The organism is Allobacillus sp. SKP2-8 (assembly GCF_007559355.1).
GTDB lineage: Bacteria > Bacillota > Bacilli > Bacillales > Alkalibacillaceae > Allobacillus > Allobacillus halotolerans.
In genome coordinates this window covers 1-19,014 of the sequence record NZ_VMHF01000014.1, presented here as the reverse complement: position 1 = coordinate 19,014, position 19,014 = coordinate 1, and the positions used below count along the sequence as shown (strand labels likewise).

Here is a 19,014-nt window from a genome sequence, read left to right as displayed (position 1 = left end):
ATGGATTTAGCACCCTGATTTTTTAAGGTATGGGGGCTTATACAAGTAACACTGCATTCATATAGGTCCACAAATGGTTGTTCGGGTACGCCTTTTGGATATGGTCGAAAGCCTGCATGGTCATGAAAAAATTAAATAACGGTGTACAATTTATCGGGAGATAAAGTATGACTTCTATAACATGTTCAACAAACGGAGCCATTTTGTTTAACAAGGGATTGCCTATTTTATGGTAAAATAAGGTTATGAAAAGGGGGTTTATAGATGACTTTAAATCACTTCATAGGGGCTAATATAGAACTTCCTACTGGTACATTTGGTAGGAACCCAACATATAAACCTCTATCGGAATTGAAGTTAAAAGGACTAAGTTTAGAAAAACGTTTGAAGAAGAATAACGGGTCTAAGCTCGTTAAGGTGTATGAAACAGAAGAAGATGCAAGTGGAATTGATGTTCTTAATTTAGTTTCTGGGTACGAACCAGTAAGAGAAAAATTTACTACTTCTTTTGTATATGAAGTAGAAGGATACTTACACACTAACAATACAGCAAGTCACCATAAATCTATCAAGACACTTTTTAATTATATTGACGAAAACTTATTAGAAGGGAATTTTATGGAAATATATTCTTGTTGGGATGGACATGAAGGTAAAGAAAAAGATGACAGTAAAAATGTAGCTATTAACCTTAGCACATTTCAATTTGGAAAACATTTAAAGTTAAAAGACATAAACCATCTTTGCGAAACATTCTTTTTAGAAGATAAGCAGTACGTATTGATAAAGAGATAGAAAAGATTACACTATTTAAGTAGCGGGCGCTTTCATTTAATAAGAAGCTTTCTTGTTAAGTAAATGGATAAATGAACGTTGAAATAACAAAGGTAAAAATATGTACAAACTTTAATTTCGTGGTATAATTAACATAGGAAGATGATAAGTGCATACAATAATAAAGACCGCCCATGCTGTAACATGGAACGGTCGTAATAGACTGAACCCCAACAAGAGGGGTCGGCAGCTAAGGAAAATAATCCCTCACGTACCTGCAAAAGCGCATGAGGGATTATTTTTTATGGTTATTATCAGAAACGATAAACGCTACTAACATCCCGAAGGAAATCATGAGCGTTAGCGCACTAACAATGTCCATTGGCAAGCACCTCCCTCCCTGGGAAGTCTCCCAACGAAGACTAACGGCAGATCGACAGTGCTACCAACCCCCTCATGCGAAGCCAGTCTATTGTTTTTATTGTAGCATAGATTAGCAGGATGGAGTTACATTTTCGGCGATTCATAAATTTTAAACAAACAGGCGTGATTGTTGAAGAAAGAGATAATATAAAACGCTAAAAAGGCTGAGTTTACTCAGCCTTTTTTGCTTGCTAATTGTACTGTTGAAACATTGTTAAAGAGAGTGCAACTAGATGTGTTATTCATATTGTGAATAGCACTTTTCTCCCCCATAACTGAATGGGTTAGAGTTAACCCAGCCTTTTTTGTTTGCTTAATAATTTAAATTAATACTTCAATAAGCCGTCACTTTGATTCGCCTCATATCTTTGATAGTTCAAAGCGACAATGGCAAGGATTAAAGCAAATACAGCAATAACCCCTCCAATGATTGAATTAAATTCAACTTTATATAGATCAATATTTATTCCACCAATAAATGAACCGATTGCCATACCTATGTGTATATTCGAATTATTGATACTTTGTTGGATGTCAGATGTCTCTGGTGCAATAGAAACTAATTGGCTTTGTATTGCCGGTGTAAGTGCCCAGCTTAAGAAACTCCATAACATTAATGCAATAACTAACATCACAGGTTTAGAAAGAAGAACAAAAATCATGAATAGCATCGTTGCAAAAAGCGATAAGACAACGATGATTGTTTTTTTAGTTCCAAAACGGTCAGATGCATAACCACCAGACCAACTACCAAAAATTGCAGCGACACCAAGTATTAAATACATAATAGTTAAAGAGTCTCCAGTAAGATTCATTGTTGTTTGTAAGAAAGGGGTTAAATACGCGTAAAGCGATAAGTGTCCCACATAAAATAGAATGGAGATGGATTGTGTCATTATTATTTTTGGATTTGAAAGGGCATTAATTTGAGCCTTTAGCGGCAAAGCCTCTTTTCCTTCAATTTCGCTCATGAACAACCACATCAGTACAATTAAAATCATCAGGATGAAGACAATCATTAAAAATGGTGCTCTCCAGCCCCATTCATTCCCTAGAAATAAACCAAAAGGAACGCCAAAGACTAATGAAGCGCTCACTCCCGTCAATACGATACCGATCGCTCTGGAGCGGTGAGTCGTAGACGTGATTTGAGAAGCAATCGACAAGCACAATGAAATAAGAAGTGCTGCGAACATTGCTGATAGAATTCTTGATATTAGAAGTGGTGTAAAACTTGTACTTACAACGGCAAGAACGTTAGAAAGTAAAAAAAGTACTAAAACGATAATAATTAATTTTTTGCGTTTTATTTTAGCAGTTAATGAAAGAAGTATAGGACCCGAAATGGCAAAGCTTAATGAAAATACAGTGATCAAGAGGCCAGCGCGTCCTAAAGTGATGTCTAAATCATTTGCAATTAAAGGAAGAATCCCTCCAATAATCAATTCGACCAATCCTACAATAAAGGTAATGGTCGTTAAAATATATACTCTTTTATCCATAAAGTTCCTCCCAAAAAAACAGGGCCACCCACAATGGGAGGCCCCGCTAAGTAGCAGATCATTTGCCCTCTAACATAGTTTTAATGATGATTCCTGTTCAGTATTATTTAATTAAAGATAAATTATCATGCTTTAAAGTTGCTGTCAATTGAATATAAGCTTTTATCTGAGCAGACACGATTGTTGAGTAAAAGGTATGGTTAACTCGATTTTTATTTGCAGAATATTTAAAATGATACTTCAATAAACAGTCACTTTGTTTTATGATGAAAGAAGAGGTGATGGTATTGGATTCAAACGTATTGCCAGAGGGTTTGTCGCTTCCAGCTCTTTTCTTGAATGTAAATGCATTTGATGAAAACTGTGAAATGATCGCTAGTAAAGCTCAGGAGAAAACGGTTCGAATCGCTACAAAATCTATTCGGTCTATCCCGGTTTTACAGCGGATTTTAAATTCGAGTTCTGTGTTTCAAGGGTTATTATGCTATAGCCCTGATGAAGCTGTTTATCTTACTGAAGCGGGATTTGATGACATCATGATCGGCTATCCGTGTTGGAATGAACAGGCACTGACGAAGATTGCAAAATTGAATGCTCGTGGTCATCAAATTACGTGTATGGTGGATGCTGAAGAACAGGTAGAATATTTACACCGCATTAGTGAAAAAGCTGAAGGATTTTTTTACTTATGTATGGATATCGATATGAGTACGACATTTGGTAGTCTTCATTTTGGTGTGAGACGTTCGCCGATCAACTCCGTGCGTGAAGCGGTCCGTTTAGCACGAAAGATCAAAACATATTCAGGTTTGAAGCTTCATGGTGTAATGGGATATGAAGCGCAGATTGCGGGTGTGACGGATCGGATGCCTGCCAATCGCATAAAAAACCAAGTCGTTTCGTTTTTAAAAGAACGTTCAATCAATGAAATTCATACGCGGAGAAAGCAGGTTGTTCAAGCGCTAGCTGAAGAAGGAATTGAGCTATCGATTGTCAATGGTGGCGGCACGGGAAGTATGGATTCAACAGCAATGGATGATCGTGTCACAGAAATTGCCGCAGGATCCGGCTTTTATGCGCCGTTATTATTTGATTATTACCGAGATTTTCAATATAAACCAGCGCTATTTTATGCATTACCAGTCGTCAGAAAACCGGCACCAAATATATATACATGTACGAGTGGTGGCTTTATTGCATCAGGTCCACATGGTAAAGATAAAATGCCGCAACCGATTTATCCACCAGGGGGAAAGTTGCTGCCATTTGAGGGTGCGGGCGAAGTACAGACGCCAATTCATTATGAAGATGTTTCCCTAAATATTGGCGATCCGATTATTTTTAGGGCTGCAAAAGCTGGTGAAATTTGTGAGCGCTTTCAAGAGATAATTTGTGTAGAGGATAAACGGATTGTTGATCGTTATTCTACGTACCGGGGGGATGGCCAATGTTTTCTTTAATTAAAAGAGCGCAGGGGAAGAAGTGGAAAAACTGGGCAGAAACGCATGAGGGCCAGCCGGAGTCGACGTTTTATCCGTCCTCGGTAGATGAAGTCGTTACCATTGTGAAAGAAGCGGCCAACCAAGGAAAGAAAATTCGTGTGATTGGTGCTGGCCATTCATTTACGAACTTGGTCGGAACAGAGCAATGGCTCGTGTCGCTCGATCAATTGACGGGGATTGAGCAGGTGGATGAAGCAAATGACACAGTAACGGTATTTGGTGGAACTCGTTTATATCAATTAGGTAAAGAACTGGATCGATTAGGCTATGCTCAAGAAAACTTAGGAGACATTAATGTTCAATCGATTGCAGGAGCGATTTCAACAGGAACTCATGGAACAGGCCTGTCATTCGGGAATATCCCGACACAAGTTGAAGCGTTAACGTTTGTGACAGCATCGGGTGAGCTTTTAACGGTTTCAGAAGAAGAGAATGCAGACTATTTTAAGGCATCTCTCGTATCTTTAGGCACATTTGGGATTATTGTGAAAGTAAAACTGAAAGTCGTCGAATGCCCTGTCTATGAATATCGATGTGAGAAAATTAATTACCCGCTTTTTATAGAGAAGCTTGATGACTATATTGCGAACAATCGTCATTTTGAATTTTATATCTTTCCTTATTCTGATCTGGTACAAGTGAAACGGATGAACGTATCAGAAAACAAACCTCAACGATTATTTTTTCATCATTGCAAAGACCTTGTGATGGAGAATTATTTATTATACGTGCTATCGACAGGGTGCAAATGGTTTCCAAAACGAAGCCGAATGATCAGTAAGTTTTTAGCAAAAGGTATCAGTGAAACGAACATTACAGCAAATAGCCATCAATTATTTGCGACACCACGGCTTGTGAAATTTACTGAAATTGAATACTGCATCCCGCTTCACTATTTAAAACCTGCGCTAGATGAAGTCCGTGCCTGTATCGAAGAGAAAAATCATGAAGTTCATTTTCCGATTGAATGTAGAGTCGTGAATGCCGATGATATTTGGCTTAGTCCGTCTTACGAAAGAGAATCCGCATATATTGCTTTTCATATGTTTAAAGGAATGCCATATGAATCCTATTTCCGTGATATGGAAGCCATTATGCGAAAATACGAAGGAAGACCACATTGGGCGAAAATGCACAATTTGAATCAAAAGGATTTACAAAATCTTTATCCAAAGCTTTCGGACTTTCTCACCATTCGTGAAAAGCTTGATCCTAATGGAATGTTTATGAATGAATACCTGGAAGAAAAACTCGGGAAAGCTCGAGTTGAAAAAGAACCGGTGGGATGAATTGAAAGAAATTGATTTAACATACGATAGAAATAATAATGAACCCTGGAAACTAAATCAGTTCCAGGGTTCATGCATGTTTATTTACCTAACCACTCATCAACAGTGTCTCTATTTTCTTCAATCCAATTGGCTGCGGATTCTTCAAATGGTACGTCATTTTTTTCATACTCAGCCATCATATCTTCTAGGTCGTCAACTTCGATGCTCCATTGAGAAAGGATGTCGTAAGCCTCTGGATATTTTTCTTCGATACCTTTGTAAGAAAGGACATAGACATTGTCGTATTTAAAGTGTTCCTGTGTATCTTCTAAAAACTTCAAGTCATTACGGGAGAACATAGAATGCGGTCTCCAGCCGGTAATGATGAATGGCTCTTCTTCGGCTAGTTTATTCTCCATGACTTGTAGCATGGCAGCTTCACTGGATGGTGTCAATTCAAAACCGTCTAAGTTGTATTCAGGATCGGCAAAAACTTTTTTGGATAGTTCAACGATACCGGCACCTTCACCGATCGTGACGACTTCTCCGTCAAATTTTTCTCCTTTACCTTCAAGGTCTGCAATTGATTCTTCTTCTACATATTCAGGAACGACCCAGCCGAGTGGCACGTTTTCGTAGCTTGTCGCAACTTTTTGTAGCTCATCTTTATAATCATTCCACAGAGCTTCTTCTGTGTATGGAAGCCATGCGTCCATAAAGAAATCTACTTCTTCAGAAACCATGCCTTCCCAAATAACCGGTTGATCAAGAAGTGTTACTTTAACATCGTATCCAGCTTCTTCAAGAATTTGTTTCGCAATTTGTGTCGGTGCTTCAGTACTTGTCCAAGAAGTTTGACCGAATACAATTTCACCTTTTTCTTCTTCTGTGTTTGTACCTTCCTCAGATTCCCCATTGTCAGAACCACAAGCAGCAAGAATCAATACAGCTGCCATGGCCATCATTATGATGACTCTTTTCATAATTAAAATTCTCCCTTCGCTATCTGTTGAATATTCTCTATCTGTTCTTTCAATGTTTCTGCGGTAAATTGCTTGGAATCGACTTTATCCGATGCCCAATAGTGGTGCTTTTCACCTTGTATCTTTTTTAACATATTATCTGTGTTGTAGATTTTTAGGTTATAGACCCAATTTGCCATATTTAATATAGCGGCTTGATGGGACCCTTCATTGGAAGCTGTACACATCTCTTCAATAAGATGAACATTATAATCTCTGAAATAGGCGTCATAGACAGATGTCATAACACAACCATCAGTGACGACACCTCCGACGATTAGGTCGGTTACGCCCATGCTTTTCAGCAATAAATCCAATTCAGTTTCAAAAAAAGCACTCCAACGATATTTATCTATGACGATATCTTCTTTTTGAGGAGCAATTTCGTCCCAGATTTCGATATTTTCAGTTCCTGAATCATAAAAATAAGGAGTTCCATCTTCATTTAATGGCTCGCCTAATGAAAGTCCAATACCATCCTGACGATTGATGTGACGTGTATAAATAATCGGCATTTGTTTCTCGCGTGCTACCTCAACGATTTTTTGTGTATGTGTAACGACGCTATCCATATTAATTAGTCCAAAATCAGATTCTTTTTGTAAGTCAATGAGCACAAGTGCTGTCTTGTTGTTTTGCATATAAAAATCTCCTTTATTTCTTTTTTGGTATTCGTTCAAATATTTCTCTGGACTCAAAGTGGTTCGCTAAACGCATCATCCAGTCCAAGTAATCCTTTGTATCGGCAATTAATTCAAGGTCTCTGTTGGCATCCTGTTTAATGGATTCCTCTTTGGATTCTGTCGCAACTTCTTTTATGGCCGGTTCAGCTTGTTCAACGGCTTTTGTAATGATACTTCGTTCTAAGCGAATCATCTTTACAAAGTAGTTCAAAAAGTTTTTCATAAAGTCTTTTTCAGCAATGAAGTGATCTTTTCGTTCGCCTTTTTTCCAAACTTTCGTGACCATTTCAGTATCAATTAATTCACGGATCCCATTACTGACGCTCGCTTTACTCATCGCCACTTGCTCTGTGATCTGGTCCAAAGTAAGTGGTTCGTCGGAAAAATATAACACTCCGTAGATACGACCGACTGATGGTGTGACGCCATAGACAACCATAGACTGGGCAATGGCGCTCACCATTAGATCCTGGGATTCCTGTAACTTCTCCTGGTCATTTGCCAATAAAATACACCACCTTTTATTAATTCGTACAATTAATTTAATTTATATAATATATATTATACAAAATAAATAAAAAGTCAAATAAAATTTTTAAAAAAGTAGTCATATTCAAGAATGTCCATGCATATATACATTCTATAAGCAAAAAATTCTATAAATACATTTTTATCATCCTGCTCACACTAGAGGTAGGAGGATGATGCAAATGGACAAGCGGAGATTTTATGTCAATGTAGAAACGGGAGAAATTTCAGAGTTGAAGGTAGGTAATAATGCGCAGTTTACAGTCTATGCAAATCCAGAAGAGGTCAAAGCGTTGCGCAAATGTTTTGAAGACAAAGATCATGCGGACTATGGAACGTACTGGCGAGCGCATGTGCCGTTCAAGGAGTATCACAACGACGAGGATAACGATGCTGTTGATCATGAACTGCTTCGGGCATATAAAATGATCTATCAACTAGGCGATGAGGAGGCGAAAGAGCATATTAGCCAATTCCCGTTTTTCGAATCACTGATGGACTCAGATGATTTTTAAAATCATTCCTAAAATCTTCCGTATTCTTTTCATTTTGAGGTTTAGCATTTTCTAAAAAAAGGTATAAATGTAGTAGACAATACGGAAGGTGGTTTAGACAATGAGACATCGAATGAATTTCAAAAACATCTTACTTTCGTTGATTGTCATTCTTGCTTTGCCAATCTCTTTCGCTGCGAATGCTGAAGGAAATTTGGAAGTAAGCTATGATGAACAACAAAACCACCAATCACAACTTCAACAAAAAAATGAGATGGTTGTGATGGGGGAAACGCAAGAAGAGAAAGAAGAACATACAGAACAACCATTGACTCATGAACAAATCGTCAGTGTGACGGATCAATTCATGGATCATTTGGTTCAAGATACAGATCAGTACTACAACGTGAAAGCATATGAAACAATGGACGAATTTAAAGAAAGCTTCTATGGCTTTGCTTCAGAAGAAGTCGTTGATGAATTCGTAGATGTATATTACGAAATCAGGGACGGCGAGTTGAAAGTCATCCCAACTTCTACACCGCCGTGGTTTGAAGCGGGAGAAGATTATAATGTGCAACAAACAGAAGCAGGAACTTATGTTGTCACACAAGAAACTGGGAATGAACTTCATGGAAACTATACGATTGAAGTCGGGATTGATTTGAATGAAGATCAGAAACCACGTATAATGAGCGTTAACTATCAAGGTTAATTTGCTGTAAAGGAACGTATGCAATTGAATACTTTTAGAGATTATTACAACAATGAAGTTAAATTCGCCATTCGTGAACAAGCTTTCTCGGAAAATCCGCAGCATGTCTGGGTGATTACCCGGTACGGTGACCAATGGCTTCTGACGAAACACGGTGACCGAGGAATGGAGTTTCCCGGCGGAAAAGTTGAGCCAGGGGAGAATGCACCCGAAGCTGCGATCCGCGAAGTATTTGAAGAAACCGGTGGGGTGGTCAACCACTTAGAGTTCATCGGTCAATATTACGTCGATGGAAAAAGCGACTACATTATTAAAAATGTGTACTTCGCTCATGTCGATGAAATGACGGAACAAGTCCACTATTTTGAAACGGATGGACCTGTACTATTGGATCGACTACCGGATAATGTGAAAAAGAACAAGCAGTTTAGCTTTATGATGCGAGATGAGATTTTGCCATTATCTTTAAAAGAAATTGAAAAAAGAGATTTAATGTAAGAAGGAACACAAGCGCTTAGTGGCGCTTGTGTTTTTTTGGTGGTGAATAGCTCATGCTAATTGCGGTAGGGCTCATATATTTTGGGGTTGGGCACATAAGTCGCAACTTTGGGTCCATAAATTCGTATGCGGGTCGCATTTCTTTTGTTCCTGGGCGCATATCCGTGTGAGATGGACGCATACTTTTTCAGAATGGGCGCATATATTTTGTTCGGTTAATTATTGTGGCTCGATTTCTGAGATATTCTCCGTACTTCTTTGGTTAATGAACTGAGGAGCTTCGAACAAATTGAACAGGCAGAAAAATATTTGGATTCTACTAGTCGTAAAATTGAAAGCATGAAGAATCTCTTGAACACTTTCGAATTTACGCGGTATACTATAAGTAGAGAACAATACTTTAGTGAATTGGAACGCTTTTTAGATGAATACGGAAATGAAGAAGGATTGAATGTACAAATTTTTTCGTATGAAGCAGAAAAGGACCAAGAAAACTACTTAAAACGCATTAACCAATCAAAAGCAAGAGTGAAACGTTCACTAAGGAATTATGAGACGTATTTTTCGGTAAATGACACAAAAATGTGTATTCCCATCACTGTGTTAAATGAAAAATACGTCGCGGAAGTAAAATCGATCATTAGTAATTCAGAGGTAGAAAGAATTGATGGAAATATTATAAACATACTCTTAGTAGCCTATGTTTTGGTCGTGGAAGAACCAGAAAATAACGAAGGCGGTGTTTTAGATGGCACGGAGTAAAGAGTCTGTAAATACGGTTGTAAAAAGCACTGAACAACAAAGTAAGCAAACCAAAAAACGTGCAGGTATACCACTCGCTCGTGTTGGCTTGAACAACAGACAAAAGCGTTTACGGGAAGAAAACAGAAGAACAATGGCTAATCGCAGAGCCAAACAAAAAGAAAGTGTCCGATAATGGACACTTTCTTTTATATTTTTTCTACATATCACATAACTTATATTAAACAGTGATAACCGAGGTGATATTGTGAATCGGGAACCGAAAAGAAAACGTCTCAACCTACCATTGGCTATAGTGCCAATGTCAAATAAAGAAAGAAATCTTAGGGAGACCAACCGAGCCATTATTAATTCTTTTAATAAGAATATTCAAATGCAAGACCCCTACTTAATTGCTGAAGAAATCTTAGAAAGCATTATTGAAGAGGGACATCCAGTTGAAGAAATAGTAAATCTGTTCCATCGAAGAATATCCGAATACCGAAAGTAAGAATTATTTGCAAAATAAACTTGCTTATAACAGGTTTATAGTATAAAACAGAATACTATTGAAACATTTCATGAAATATAAATTAAGGCTACTGATTTACTATCAAAGTGTATTGTCACAAAGTATTTTTCACTTTTGTCAAAATTAGATACAAAAAGTTCGCTTAAAGATCTAAAACCCTTCAGGTTGGAATACATTAATCATGTACTTAATTTCCATTCACAACCTGTTTCATCTAAAATACAAGCGGCTAGTTCTACAGGTGAAAAAGTTATTTAGTTTCTCTCTATCTCAAATCCTTTGTCCTTCAATAACTCGAGCACATTTCCTTCATTAAAAAAGTGAGCGGTTCCTACTGCAACAAAGAAATTTTTGCCGGAATATTCATTTGAGATCTCGGCGATTCGATCGGCCATCATTTGATCTCTTTTGACCATCATATTATCGATATACATCTGTTCGTATTTCTGATTTTCAGAGTTGGAATCTACAGTACGTTTAATATCGGTTAACATTGATTCATCACCAAGTCGGTAACCAGCAAAGCTCTTTATCCCTTCATTGATTTGCTTATCCATATTATCAATAGTCTGTTCGAGCATGTAAGCATAGTAATCATCTGGCTGATTATGAATCAATTCGTAACGTTCCCGACCTTCAAGGCCGATAATTTCCGTGTTTTTTGGTTTTGTTTTTGTCAAATATTCTTCCACGCTATAGTCGCTAGTAAGACCTTTTTTTCCTATTTCATAGTTTATAATTCTTTTAGAGAGCGCGTATGGCTTCATGCTATTCAATTGTCCAAATCTCGCTTTAATCTTTGTTGAATAATCCCTAATTGAATCAACTAATTCTTCTGGCATATGATCTTCTAATGTTTCTCCATTTGGGTAATAGAAATATTCTTGGGTTAGATCTTGTTCATCCTCAGAGAAATGCTTTTCAACTAGAAGAAAGTCTGAGTTTTCAAGTGCTGATTCGATATCTTCTTCAAATGGATACATATCCTCTGTGCCTATATGCATAGTTCCTAAAAAGTGAAATTGATTTTTGCCATCTGTTCCTGTCCAAAAAAAGCCTTTTGTCCGATCAGGTAAATCAAAATCTTCTACACTTATTATATCCTCTTCATTTATCTCCGTTTCATCAATACTTTTTGTCTTTTTTTCTTCTTGTTCATTTACGTCCTCATCGTGATCTTGTGCTTCTTCCTGGCAACCAACAAGTAAAATCAATACCCCTACTAATAAATAAACCATCTTTCTCATGTACTTTCCTCCCCCTATTAAAAAGTGTACCAAAAATTAATCTATATACAATTATTTTCCTTGCGTATATTTCACAACACAGGATTAGTAAAGCTACATCCGACATGTTAGGCCCATATATTTTGAGACCGGGCACATAAATTTCAACTTTGGGTCCATAAATTTGTATGCGGGTCGCATATCCTATGTTCGTGGGCGCATATCCGTATGGAATGGACGCATATTTTTTCAAGATGGGCACATATATTTGGTTGAGTTAATCTTGGTGGGTGAATAGCACGCGCTAATTACGGTTGGGCTCATATATTTCGAGATTGGGCACATAAGTCGCAACTTTGGGTCCATAAATTCGTATGCGGGTCGCATATCCTTTGCTCCCGGGCGCATAACCGTGTGAGATGGAACCATATTATTTCAGAATGGGCGCATATATTATCCGCAGCTTACAATGACCAACAAAAAAAGGACCGGGATCACCCGGTCCTTACCACTTTTTATTCAATTATCCTCTAAACGTTGGTCCTGCTTCAGCGATATCTTTTGTTACATGATCGAACTGTTTGAAGTTTTCATGGAATTTCTTCGCTAAGTCTTGTGCTTGCTGGTCGTAACGATCTTTGTCAGCCCATGTTTTCTTTGGGTGAAGAACTTCTGTTGGTACACCAGGGCACTCGGTCGGAATGTGAAGACCAAAGAAATCGTCTTGTACGGTTTCAACATTTTTCAGATCGCCTTCCAAAGCTGCTTGAACCATGGCACGTGTATAACCAAGTTTCATACGTGAGCCTTCGCCATATGGGCCACCTGTCCAGCCTGTGTTCACTAGGAATACTTCTGAGTTGTGCTCATCAATTTTTTCACCGAGCATTTTTGCGTATTCTGCAGCTGGTAATGGCAAGAATGGTGAACCGAAGCAAGCAGAGAATGTCGCTTGTGGCTCTGTGACACCACGCTCAGTTCCAGCTAGTTTACTCGTATAACCACTTAAGAAATGGTACATTGCTTGTTCTTTTGATAGCTTACTGATTGGAGGCAATACGCCTGAAGCATCAGCAGTCAAAAAGATAATTGTATTCGGATGTCCGGCACGACTTGGACGGACGATATTATCAATATTATCAATTGAGTAAGCGGCACGCGTGTTTTCTGTTAAGCTCGTGTCATCATAGTCTGCTTCACGGTTTTCGTCCAAAATAACGTTTTCCAAAACAGAACCAAAACGAATGGCATTAAAGATTTGTGGTTCTTTTTCAGCAGATAGATTCACGGTTTTTGCATAGCATCCGCCTTCGATATTGAATACACCGTTTTGGCTCCATGCGTGTTCGTCATCACCGATTAAGCTTCTGCTCGGGTCGGCGGATAAAGTTGTTTTCCCTGTTCCGGAAAGTCCGAAAAATAAAGCAACATCACCTTCTGCGCCGACGTTCGCTGAACAGTGCATTGGAAGCACTTCATTTTTAGTCGGTAGCATATAGTTCATGACAGAGAAAATGGATTTTTTAATTTCTCCAGCATATTCTGTTCCGCCAATTAAAACGATTCGGTGCTTAAATGAAACAATAATAAATGTTTCAGAATTTGTACCGTCTACTTCAGGGTCAGCTTTGAAATGTGGAGCAGAAACGACTGTAAATCCAGCCTGATGATTTTCTAGCTCTTCTTTTGAAGGACGGATAAATAGACGATTGGCAAATAGGTTATGCCAAGCAAATTGTGTAATGACTTGGATCGGCAGGCGGTATTTTTCATCCGCACCGGCGAAGCCTTTGAAAGTAAATAATTCATTCTGAGTTTCCAAGTAATCGATAACTTTATGAAATAGATTTTCGAACTTTTCTTCGCTGATTGGTTGGTTGACACTTCCCCATTCAACATGATCTTGGGATTCTTCATCTTTTACGATAAATTTATCTTTCGGTGATCTTCCTGTATATGTTCCAGTTGTTGCGCGAATGGCTCCGGTAGAAGACAGGACGCCTTCCTCACGGCTCAATACTTTTTCAACAAGTTCAGCAACTGAAAGATTTTGATGATTCACGTCTAAATCGGTTAAGCGAGAGACGAGCGAATCAAGTGTATTTGTGCTCATTCATTCATCATCCTTTACGTTTAAGTTAAAGTGTGCTGTTTCAATCTGGTTATTAGTATAACACATTAGATATATTAATCCATACTAATGGTGAAAATAATTGTGACTAAATTATAACAACATTCAGAGGTACTTTACCAACCTTTTATTAAAATTTGATGGATTGTTTTATCTTTCATACTCTAAATCTGTCGCTTAATCATGAAATATCGTATTTAATGTAAACATGTTATGCTTTTATTAAGAAGTTTACAAGCTGATTTTTTTGAAAGGTAGGTTATTTAAATGGAAACGAAAACAAATAAAGAAGAAACTTTGAGACAGTTCCAAACGTATATGCTTCAATTTCCTGAAGAGGCAGAGAACCTCATCCCGTTTATTTCCTTCATTAAAGACCGCGAAGAATTATTTGACCGAAGCGTGTCACCGGGACATATTACCGGTAGCGGATTTGTTCTTCATCCGAATAAGCCGGATCATATATTGATGTTATTTCATAAATCATTGGAAAGATGGTTACAACCAGGTGGCCATGTGGATCCAGGAGAAACACCAGAGGAAGCAGCCATTCGTGAAGTGAAGGAAGAAACAGGCATCGATGTGCGTCTTCATTCAGTACATAAAGAACAGCTGTATCCTTTTGATGTCAATATTCATTACATCCCTACGAATAAACAAAAAGGCGAACCAGGCCATTTTCATTATGATTTCCGTTATCTTTTCGTGACAGATGAGACAGAAATCGGTCAAAATGATGAAGATCACGATGTCAGGTGGGTACATGTTTCAGAAATTCCGGACCAATTAATGGCTCGTGCGATTAAGCAGATTCAAGCGCTGCACCAGTAGATGGACGTTCACGTTTTCAGTAAAGTCGAATTAGTTAATCATTGACAATATAAATTGACAAGTTCCCTTATTTAGCGATATGATAATGCAGAAACGGAATAACTCTTATCCAGAGAAAGCGGAGGGAACAGGCCCGATGAAGCTCGGCAACCATCACAAGCTGTGACAGGTGCTAACCTGATGCAAGGTGTCCCTTGGACGATAAGAGCGGAAGGCGGATAATCACCTTTCCCTTTTGTCATGGATAAATGGGGAAGGTTTTTTTGTTGGATTGAAGACGTTCGTTTTCAATTGATATTAAAACTACGTCTCTGACATCACTCGATTACAAGCCGTATGAAGAGTGATGCTGTCGTCTGACCAGGAGAGAGTGCCGTAATAATTCTTGGGAGGAAATAGATATGGAAAGGAAACGAAGATTATTCACATCTGAATCGGTTACAGAAGGCCATCCAGATAAAATCAGTGACCAGATCTCAGATGCCATCTTGGATGAAATTTTAAAAGAAGATCCAGATGCACGAGTAGCATGTGAAACAATGGTTTCAACAGGTCTTGTTTTAGTATCCGGAGAGATTTCAACGACTTCATATGTTGATATCTCAACAATCGTTCGTGATACAGTAAAAGAAATTGGATATACACGGGCGAAATATGGTTTCGATTATGCGACATGTGCTGTATTGACCTCCATTGATGAGCAATCCGAAGATATTGCTGCTGGAGTCGATGTTGCTTATGAAAAAAGAGAAGGACAAATGACGGATGAAGACATTGAGGCAATTGGTGCAGGTGACCAAGGCTTGATGTTCGGTTTTGCAACGAATGAAACGGAGGAATTAATGCCTCTGCCGATCTCACTTTCTCATAAGCTGTCGAAGCGTTTATCCGATGTTCGTCGAACGGAAGTGATTCCGTATTTACGACCAGACGGGAAAACGCAAGTAACGGTTGAGTATAAGGAAGATGGTACACCAGGACGAATTGATACGATTGTCTTGTCTACACAACATCATCCGGAAATTACATTGGAACAGATCAAGAATGATATTATGGAATTCGTCATTCGACCGATCGTACCAGAAGAGTTAATGGATGATGAGACAAAAATCTTCATTAATCCAACAGGACGCTTTGTCATCGGCGGACCTCAGGGGGATGCCGGGTTGACAGGAAGAAAAATCATCGTAGATACATACGGTGGTTATGCTCGTCATGGCGGAGGAGCATTCAGTGGTAAGGATCCGACGAAAGTTGACCGTTCAGCCGCTTATGCTGCGCGCTATGTCGCGAAAAACATCGTCGCTGCGGGACTTGCTGAAACGTGTGAAGTGCAATTGGCTTATGCAATTGGCGTAGCACAGCCCGTTTCCATTAATGTTGATACATTTGGAACAGGCGCTGTCTCTGAAGAACGGATGGCTGAAGTTATTCCAGAAGTATTTGATTTGCGCCCTGCAGGTATAACGAAAATGCTTGATCTGAAGCGGCCGATTTATAAGAAAACAGCAGCTTTCGGACACTTTGGACGAACAGATGAAGATTTCACATGGGAACGTACAGATAAAGTAGATGAGTTAAAGCGTTTCTTTGAAAATAACTAAATCATAGATTCTTGAAAACAGTTGTTATACATAGTGTATAGCAGCTGTTTTTTTATTAAATCACTCGATTACATTTTGAATTTAAGTAATGTAAAATATAATTCAAAATATTTAGATTTGTGGTACGATGATTATAAATAAAGTTATGGCGCCCAAAGGCTCTGTTAAAGATTAGTGTTGATTTTTAATTGCCTGTGGGTGAAAGCTTTTCGCTGATAAACCGAGCGAAGCCGTCGATAAACTGTGCGGAGCCGTCGATAAACTGTGCGGAGCCGTCGATAAACTGTGCGGAGCCGTCGATAAACTGTGCGGAGCCGCCGATAAATCGAGCGAAGCCGTCGATAAATCGAGCGAAGCCGTCGATAAATCGAGCGGAGTCGCCGATAAACTGTGCGAAGCCGCTGATAAATCGTGGAGAAACCGATATTGAATCATTAACAACGGACTTTAACAAAGCCAAGTGAAAAGGGGGGTCTTTAAATGGTTCCACCAAAAGCTCTTTTTGAGTCTGGATTGAAAATCGTCGGGGTTCTTACGATTATTTGGGGCTTAGTCCATATTACTCCGGTGGTTTTTCAATTTATGTCTATTTATAATCAACCGGATATGATGACGAATCAGAATTTAAGTTCTTATCGTTTTTCGCTAATTTTTCAAGTCGTGTACCCTGTAATTCTTTTGATCATTGGGTTTTACCTACTTAAAGATGGAAAAGCCGTTGTGGAATTAGCCTTTAACAATTTGTCTGCGAAAGACGAAGATAAGATTGGCTCATTATTTTATCTTTTTATGAAGATGGTCGGATTAGTTTTAATCATCTATTCCCTTCCAAAAGCGTTTCAGATTATATCCAATATCATTTTCACATCTTCTGTTAACAGTGTAGGTACGAACGAGCAAACACAATTCATTGTTCAGAATCTCGTAATGGTAGTGATTCAATTTGTATTCGGGTTTTATTTACTGAGAAGCGGAAAGATTTTTTATAAAATTGGCTTCACTAAAAACAATAAAGATGAATGATGGAAGCTAAGTTGAATGGTGTTTTGGGAAAAAATGGAGCTAACGATATGGAGGGGAAGTTATGTCCCAAAGGATCGCTGAACGATTTAAGAACTTTGCTACATTAGAATGTCACGGATCGAGTGATCTCTATGAAAATTTATCGAACCAAATTGCAACAGATAATGAATTGTTGGATTTAAGCATGTATGCAAGAGAAGGGCAACCGATCCCTAACTTACTTTTTGGCGCTGTTCATTATTTGTTGCTACAAGGTGAGGAACATGAATTGAAGGAATTCTATCCTAGCATCGTCGATCAGGTGAGTAGAGAGGATAATCCCTTTCCTTTTTTAAAAGATTTTTGCATGAAAAATAAAGATAAAATAAAGGCCATCTTAGGAAAGAAGCTAGTCCAAACAAATGAGGTACGGCGATGTGCCTATCTGTATCCTGTGTTTTGTTATATATACAACCAGATCAAGAGACCACTTTCACTCATAGAAATCGGGACAAGTGCAGGATTGCAGTTGCTATGGGATCATTATTCCTATTCTTATGGGGACGAGCAAGTCTTTGGCAATCAAAATTCCACTGTTCATTTAACATCCATGGTACGTAATGGTGAAATACCTTATGAATTATTAACATCAATTCCACCGGTCAGTGATCGACTGGGCATAGACTTAAACGTTACCAATCTTACCGATGAAGACGAATGTTTATGGTTAAAAGCACTTATTTGGCCTGAACATAAAGAACGACTAAAAAACTTTGAAAATGCAGTAGAACAATTAAGGGTAAATCCACCTAATCTAATAGAAGGAAATGGTGTAGCAATACTCCCTGAGATAATAAAAGATGTTCCTACTCATACAGCGGTTTGCATCTTTCATACTCACGTAGCCAATCAAATGCCTGAAGCGGCTAAAAGTGAACTGTTGGATCAGGTTAATGAAATAGGAAGAAACAGAGACGTTTTTCATATTTATAATAATATTTACGACAGAAAACTTCGTGTCGATTCCATTATAGATGGAAAACCCGAGACAAAGATTATTGGTGATACAGACGGGCATGGTAGATGGTTTGATTGGCATTTAACATAGGCAAGGGAGATTGGGGACAGGTTTTAAAAAATAAGATTTCACTGGATTCAAGCCAGACTATTGCATGAAATAAGGAGGTTCATTTATGGGTCTTGGAATGAGTACTTGAAAGTTCTAGAAAGATTGAAGAGTGTTAAAGATGAGAATTGGGAAACTTTAAGTATTCCAAAAGGAAAATCAGAAGAATATTTGCAGAAGAAGTTAAAGAAACATCAATCTCAAAATTGTTGATACGATTAGAACGGGAATCGGTCACAATAACTCTACGAGCGTCAACAATTGTATAACTACAATAACTAAACGAATTTGTTTTGATAAGAAAAACAAATTCTTTTTTTATGTCTTTTTTCTTGAATAAATTTCATAAATCTTAGCCCTTACAGGGCAAGGGTTTCAAAACACAAAAAAGGAAGTACCTCCCCAAAGT

At 38.2% G+C, this 19,014-nt stretch carries 19 protein-coding genes and 1 riboswitch; of the genes, 12 read left to right on the top strand and 7 right to left on the bottom strand.

Annotated features, from left to right (window positions below; all coding sequences use genetic code 11):
- The first annotated feature begins 264 nt into the window (after positions 1-264).
- Entirely contained in the window at positions 265-795 is a 531-nt protein-coding gene (locus FPQ10_RS10225; protein ID WP_144163419.1) for a hypothetical protein, read from the top strand.
- Positions 796-1,523: 728 nt separating this feature from the next.
- Here FPQ10_RS10225 and FPQ10_RS10220 read toward each other — a convergent pair.
- The gene (locus tag FPQ10_RS10220) at positions 1,524-2,699 is read right to left on the bottom strand and encodes an MFS transporter (RefSeq protein ID WP_144163418.1); all 1,176 of its coding nucleotides are present in this window, start codon (positions 2,697-2,699) and stop codon (positions 1,524-1,526) included.
- Between the two features lie 287 nt (positions 2,700-2,986).
- On the opposite strand from FPQ10_RS10220, the gene FPQ10_RS10215 reads away from it, so the two are divergent.
- A complete protein-coding gene (locus FPQ10_RS10215) occupies positions 2,987-4,159 on the top strand; it encodes an amino acid deaminase/aldolase (RefSeq protein WP_370512041.1) in 1,173 nt (390 codons plus the stop codon).
- Positions 4,159-5,490, top strand: a complete 1,332-nt coding sequence (locus FPQ10_RS10210) for a D-arabinono-1,4-lactone oxidase (RefSeq protein ID WP_144163452.1) — start codon at positions 4,159-4,161, stop codon at positions 5,488-5,490. Before FPQ10_RS10215 ends, FPQ10_RS10210 begins: the two co-directional genes overlap by 1 nt.
- A gap of 80 nt (positions 5,491-5,570) precedes the next feature.
- On the opposite strand, the gene FPQ10_RS10205 is transcribed toward FPQ10_RS10210, so the two are convergent.
- The 3 genes from FPQ10_RS10205 to FPQ10_RS10195 are packed head-to-tail and all read right to left on the bottom strand — an operon-like array spanning position 5,571 to position 7,682.
- A complete protein-coding gene (locus FPQ10_RS10205; protein WP_144163416.1) occupies positions 5,571-6,455 on the bottom strand; it encodes a glycine betaine ABC transporter substrate-binding protein in 885 nt (294 codons plus the stop codon).
- Between the two features lie 2 nt (positions 6,456-6,457).
- Positions 6,458-7,135 (bottom strand): cysteine hydrolase family protein, encoded by a 678-nt coding sequence (locus tag FPQ10_RS10200; RefSeq protein WP_144163415.1) that lies wholly within the window; start codon positions 7,133-7,135, stop codon positions 6,458-6,460.
- Positions 7,136-7,148: 13 nt separating this feature from the next.
- Positions 7,149-7,682 (bottom strand): GbsR/MarR family transcriptional regulator, encoded by a 534-nt coding sequence (locus FPQ10_RS10195; RefSeq protein ID WP_144163414.1) that lies wholly within the window; start codon positions 7,680-7,682, stop codon positions 7,149-7,151.
- A gap of 205 nt (positions 7,683-7,887) precedes the next feature.
- Between FPQ10_RS10195 and FPQ10_RS10190 the strand changes: the two genes are divergently transcribed.
- The 5 genes from FPQ10_RS10190 (at position 7,888) to FPQ10_RS10170 (ending at position 10,349) form a co-directional block, all read left to right on the top strand.
- Positions 7,888-8,220: a hydrolase gene (locus FPQ10_RS10190; RefSeq protein ID WP_144163413.1), complete on the top strand. Its 333-nt coding sequence runs from the start codon at positions 7,888-7,890 to the stop codon at positions 8,218-8,220.
- A 100-nt stretch (positions 8,221-8,320) separates the two neighbouring features.
- Complete coding sequence (locus FPQ10_RS10185) at positions 8,321-8,914, top strand: hypothetical protein (RefSeq protein ID WP_144163412.1); 594 nt, start codon at positions 8,321-8,323, stop codon at positions 8,912-8,914.
- A gap of 18 nt (positions 8,915-8,932) precedes the next feature.
- Positions 8,933-9,412 (top strand): RNA deprotection pyrophosphohydrolase, encoded by a 480-nt coding sequence (gene ytkD, locus FPQ10_RS10180; RefSeq protein ID WP_370512040.1) that lies wholly within the window; start codon positions 8,933-8,935, stop codon positions 9,410-9,412.
- A 258-nt stretch (positions 9,413-9,670) separates the two neighbouring features.
- Positions 9,671-10,174, top strand: a complete 504-nt coding sequence (locus tag FPQ10_RS10175) for a type II toxin-antitoxin system SpoIISA family toxin (protein WP_255439869.1) — start codon at positions 9,671-9,673, stop codon at positions 10,172-10,174.
- Complete coding sequence (locus FPQ10_RS10170) at positions 10,161-10,349, top strand: hypothetical protein (RefSeq protein WP_144163409.1); 189 nt, start codon at positions 10,161-10,163, stop codon at positions 10,347-10,349. The genes FPQ10_RS10175 and FPQ10_RS10170 overlap by 14 nt, the downstream gene beginning before the upstream one ends.
- A 590-nt stretch (positions 10,350-10,939) precedes the next feature.
- Here the strand turns inward: FPQ10_RS10170 and FPQ10_RS10165 are convergent.
- Positions 10,940-11,932: a TraB/GumN family protein gene (locus FPQ10_RS10165; protein WP_144163408.1), complete on the bottom strand. Its 993-nt coding sequence runs from the start codon at positions 11,930-11,932 to the stop codon at positions 10,940-10,942.
- A gap of 502 nt (positions 11,933-12,434) precedes the next feature.
- Positions 12,435-14,024: a phosphoenolpyruvate carboxykinase (ATP) gene (gene pckA, locus FPQ10_RS10160; RefSeq protein WP_144163407.1), complete on the bottom strand. Its 1,590-nt coding sequence runs from the start codon at positions 14,022-14,024 to the stop codon at positions 12,435-12,437.
- A 285-nt stretch (positions 14,025-14,309) separates the two neighbouring features.
- On the opposite strand from pckA, the gene FPQ10_RS13455 reads away from it, so the two are divergent.
- Both FPQ10_RS13455 and metK read left to right on the top strand, forming a co-directional pair.
- Positions 14,310-14,873, top strand: coding sequence for an NUDIX hydrolase (locus tag FPQ10_RS13455; RefSeq protein WP_144163406.1), 564 nt, complete (start codon positions 14,310-14,312; stop codon positions 14,871-14,873).
- Positions 14,874-14,975: 102 nt separating this feature from the next.
- Positions 14,976-15,081, top strand: a riboswitch (SAM riboswitch).
- 193 nt (positions 15,082-15,274) lie between these two features.
- Positions 15,275-16,477 (top strand): methionine adenosyltransferase, encoded by a 1,203-nt coding sequence (gene metK / locus FPQ10_RS10150; protein WP_144163405.1) that lies wholly within the window; start codon positions 15,275-15,277, stop codon positions 16,475-16,477.
- A gap of 184 nt (positions 16,478-16,661) precedes the next feature.
- On the opposite strand, the gene FPQ10_RS10145 is transcribed toward metK, so the two are convergent.
- On the bottom strand, positions 16,662-16,967 hold the full coding sequence (locus FPQ10_RS10145) for a hypothetical protein (RefSeq protein WP_144163404.1): 306 nt from the start codon (positions 16,965-16,967) through the stop codon (positions 16,662-16,664).
- Here FPQ10_RS10145 and FPQ10_RS10140 point away from each other — a divergent pair.
- Both FPQ10_RS10140 and FPQ10_RS10135 read left to right on the top strand, forming a co-directional pair.
- The gene (locus tag FPQ10_RS10140) at positions 16,958-17,500 is read left to right on the top strand and encodes a hypothetical protein (RefSeq protein ID WP_144163403.1); all 543 of its coding nucleotides are present in this window, start codon (positions 16,958-16,960) and stop codon (positions 17,498-17,500) included. The genes FPQ10_RS10145 and FPQ10_RS10140 overlap by 10 nt on opposite strands.
- Positions 17,501-17,561: 61 nt before the next feature.
- Positions 17,562-18,587, top strand: a complete 1,026-nt coding sequence (locus tag FPQ10_RS10135; RefSeq protein WP_144163402.1) for a DUF2332 domain-containing protein — start codon at positions 17,562-17,564, stop codon at positions 18,585-18,587.
- The last annotated feature ends 427 nt before the right edge of the window (positions 18,588-19,014 follow it).

Excerpts from the sequence above, each read along its gene's own strand:
- ytkD (WP_370512040.1), top strand. The coding sequence starts at position 8,933 with ATGCAATTGAATACTTTTAGAGATTATTACAACAATGAAGTTAAATTC.
- FPQ10_RS10225 (WP_144163419.1), top strand. The coding sequence starts at position 265 with ATGACTTTAAATCACTTCATAGGGGCTAATATAGAACTTCCTACTGGT.
- FPQ10_RS10135 (WP_144163402.1), top strand. The coding sequence starts at position 17,562 with ATGTCCCAAAGGATCGCTGAACGATTTAAGAACTTTGCTACATTAGAA.
- FPQ10_RS10170 (WP_144163409.1), top strand. The coding sequence starts at position 10,161 with ATGGCACGGAGTAAAGAGTCTGTAAATACGGTTGTAAAAAGCACTGAA.
- FPQ10_RS10200 (WP_144163415.1), bottom strand. The coding sequence starts at position 7,135 with ATGCAAAACAACAAGACAGCACTTGTGCTCATTGACTTACAAAAAGAA.
- FPQ10_RS10185 (WP_144163412.1), top strand. The coding sequence starts at position 8,321 with ATGAGACATCGAATGAATTTCAAAAACATCTTACTTTCGTTGATTGTC.
- FPQ10_RS10205 (WP_144163416.1), bottom strand. The coding sequence starts at position 6,455 with ATGAAAAGAGTCATCATAATGATGGCCATGGCAGCTGTATTGATTCTT.
- FPQ10_RS10165 (WP_144163408.1), bottom strand. The coding sequence starts at position 11,932 with ATGAGAAAGATGGTTTATTTATTAGTAGGGGTATTGATTTTACTTGTT.
- FPQ10_RS10190 (WP_144163413.1), top strand. The coding sequence starts at position 7,888 with ATGGACAAGCGGAGATTTTATGTCAATGTAGAAACGGGAGAAATTTCA.
- FPQ10_RS13455 (WP_144163406.1), top strand. The coding sequence starts at position 14,310 with ATGGAAACGAAAACAAATAAAGAAGAAACTTTGAGACAGTTCCAAACG.
- metK (WP_144163405.1), top strand. The coding sequence starts at position 15,275 with ATGGAAAGGAAACGAAGATTATTCACATCTGAATCGGTTACAGAAGGC.
- FPQ10_RS10220 (WP_144163418.1), bottom strand. The coding sequence starts at position 2,699 with ATGGATAAAAGAGTATATATTTTAACGACCATTACCTTTATTGTAGGA.
- FPQ10_RS10140 (WP_144163403.1), top strand. The coding sequence starts at position 16,958 with ATGGTTCCACCAAAAGCTCTTTTTGAGTCTGGATTGAAAATCGTCGGG.
- pckA (WP_144163407.1), bottom strand. The coding sequence starts at position 14,024 with ATGAGCACAAATACACTTGATTCGCTCGTCTCTCGCTTAACCGATTTA.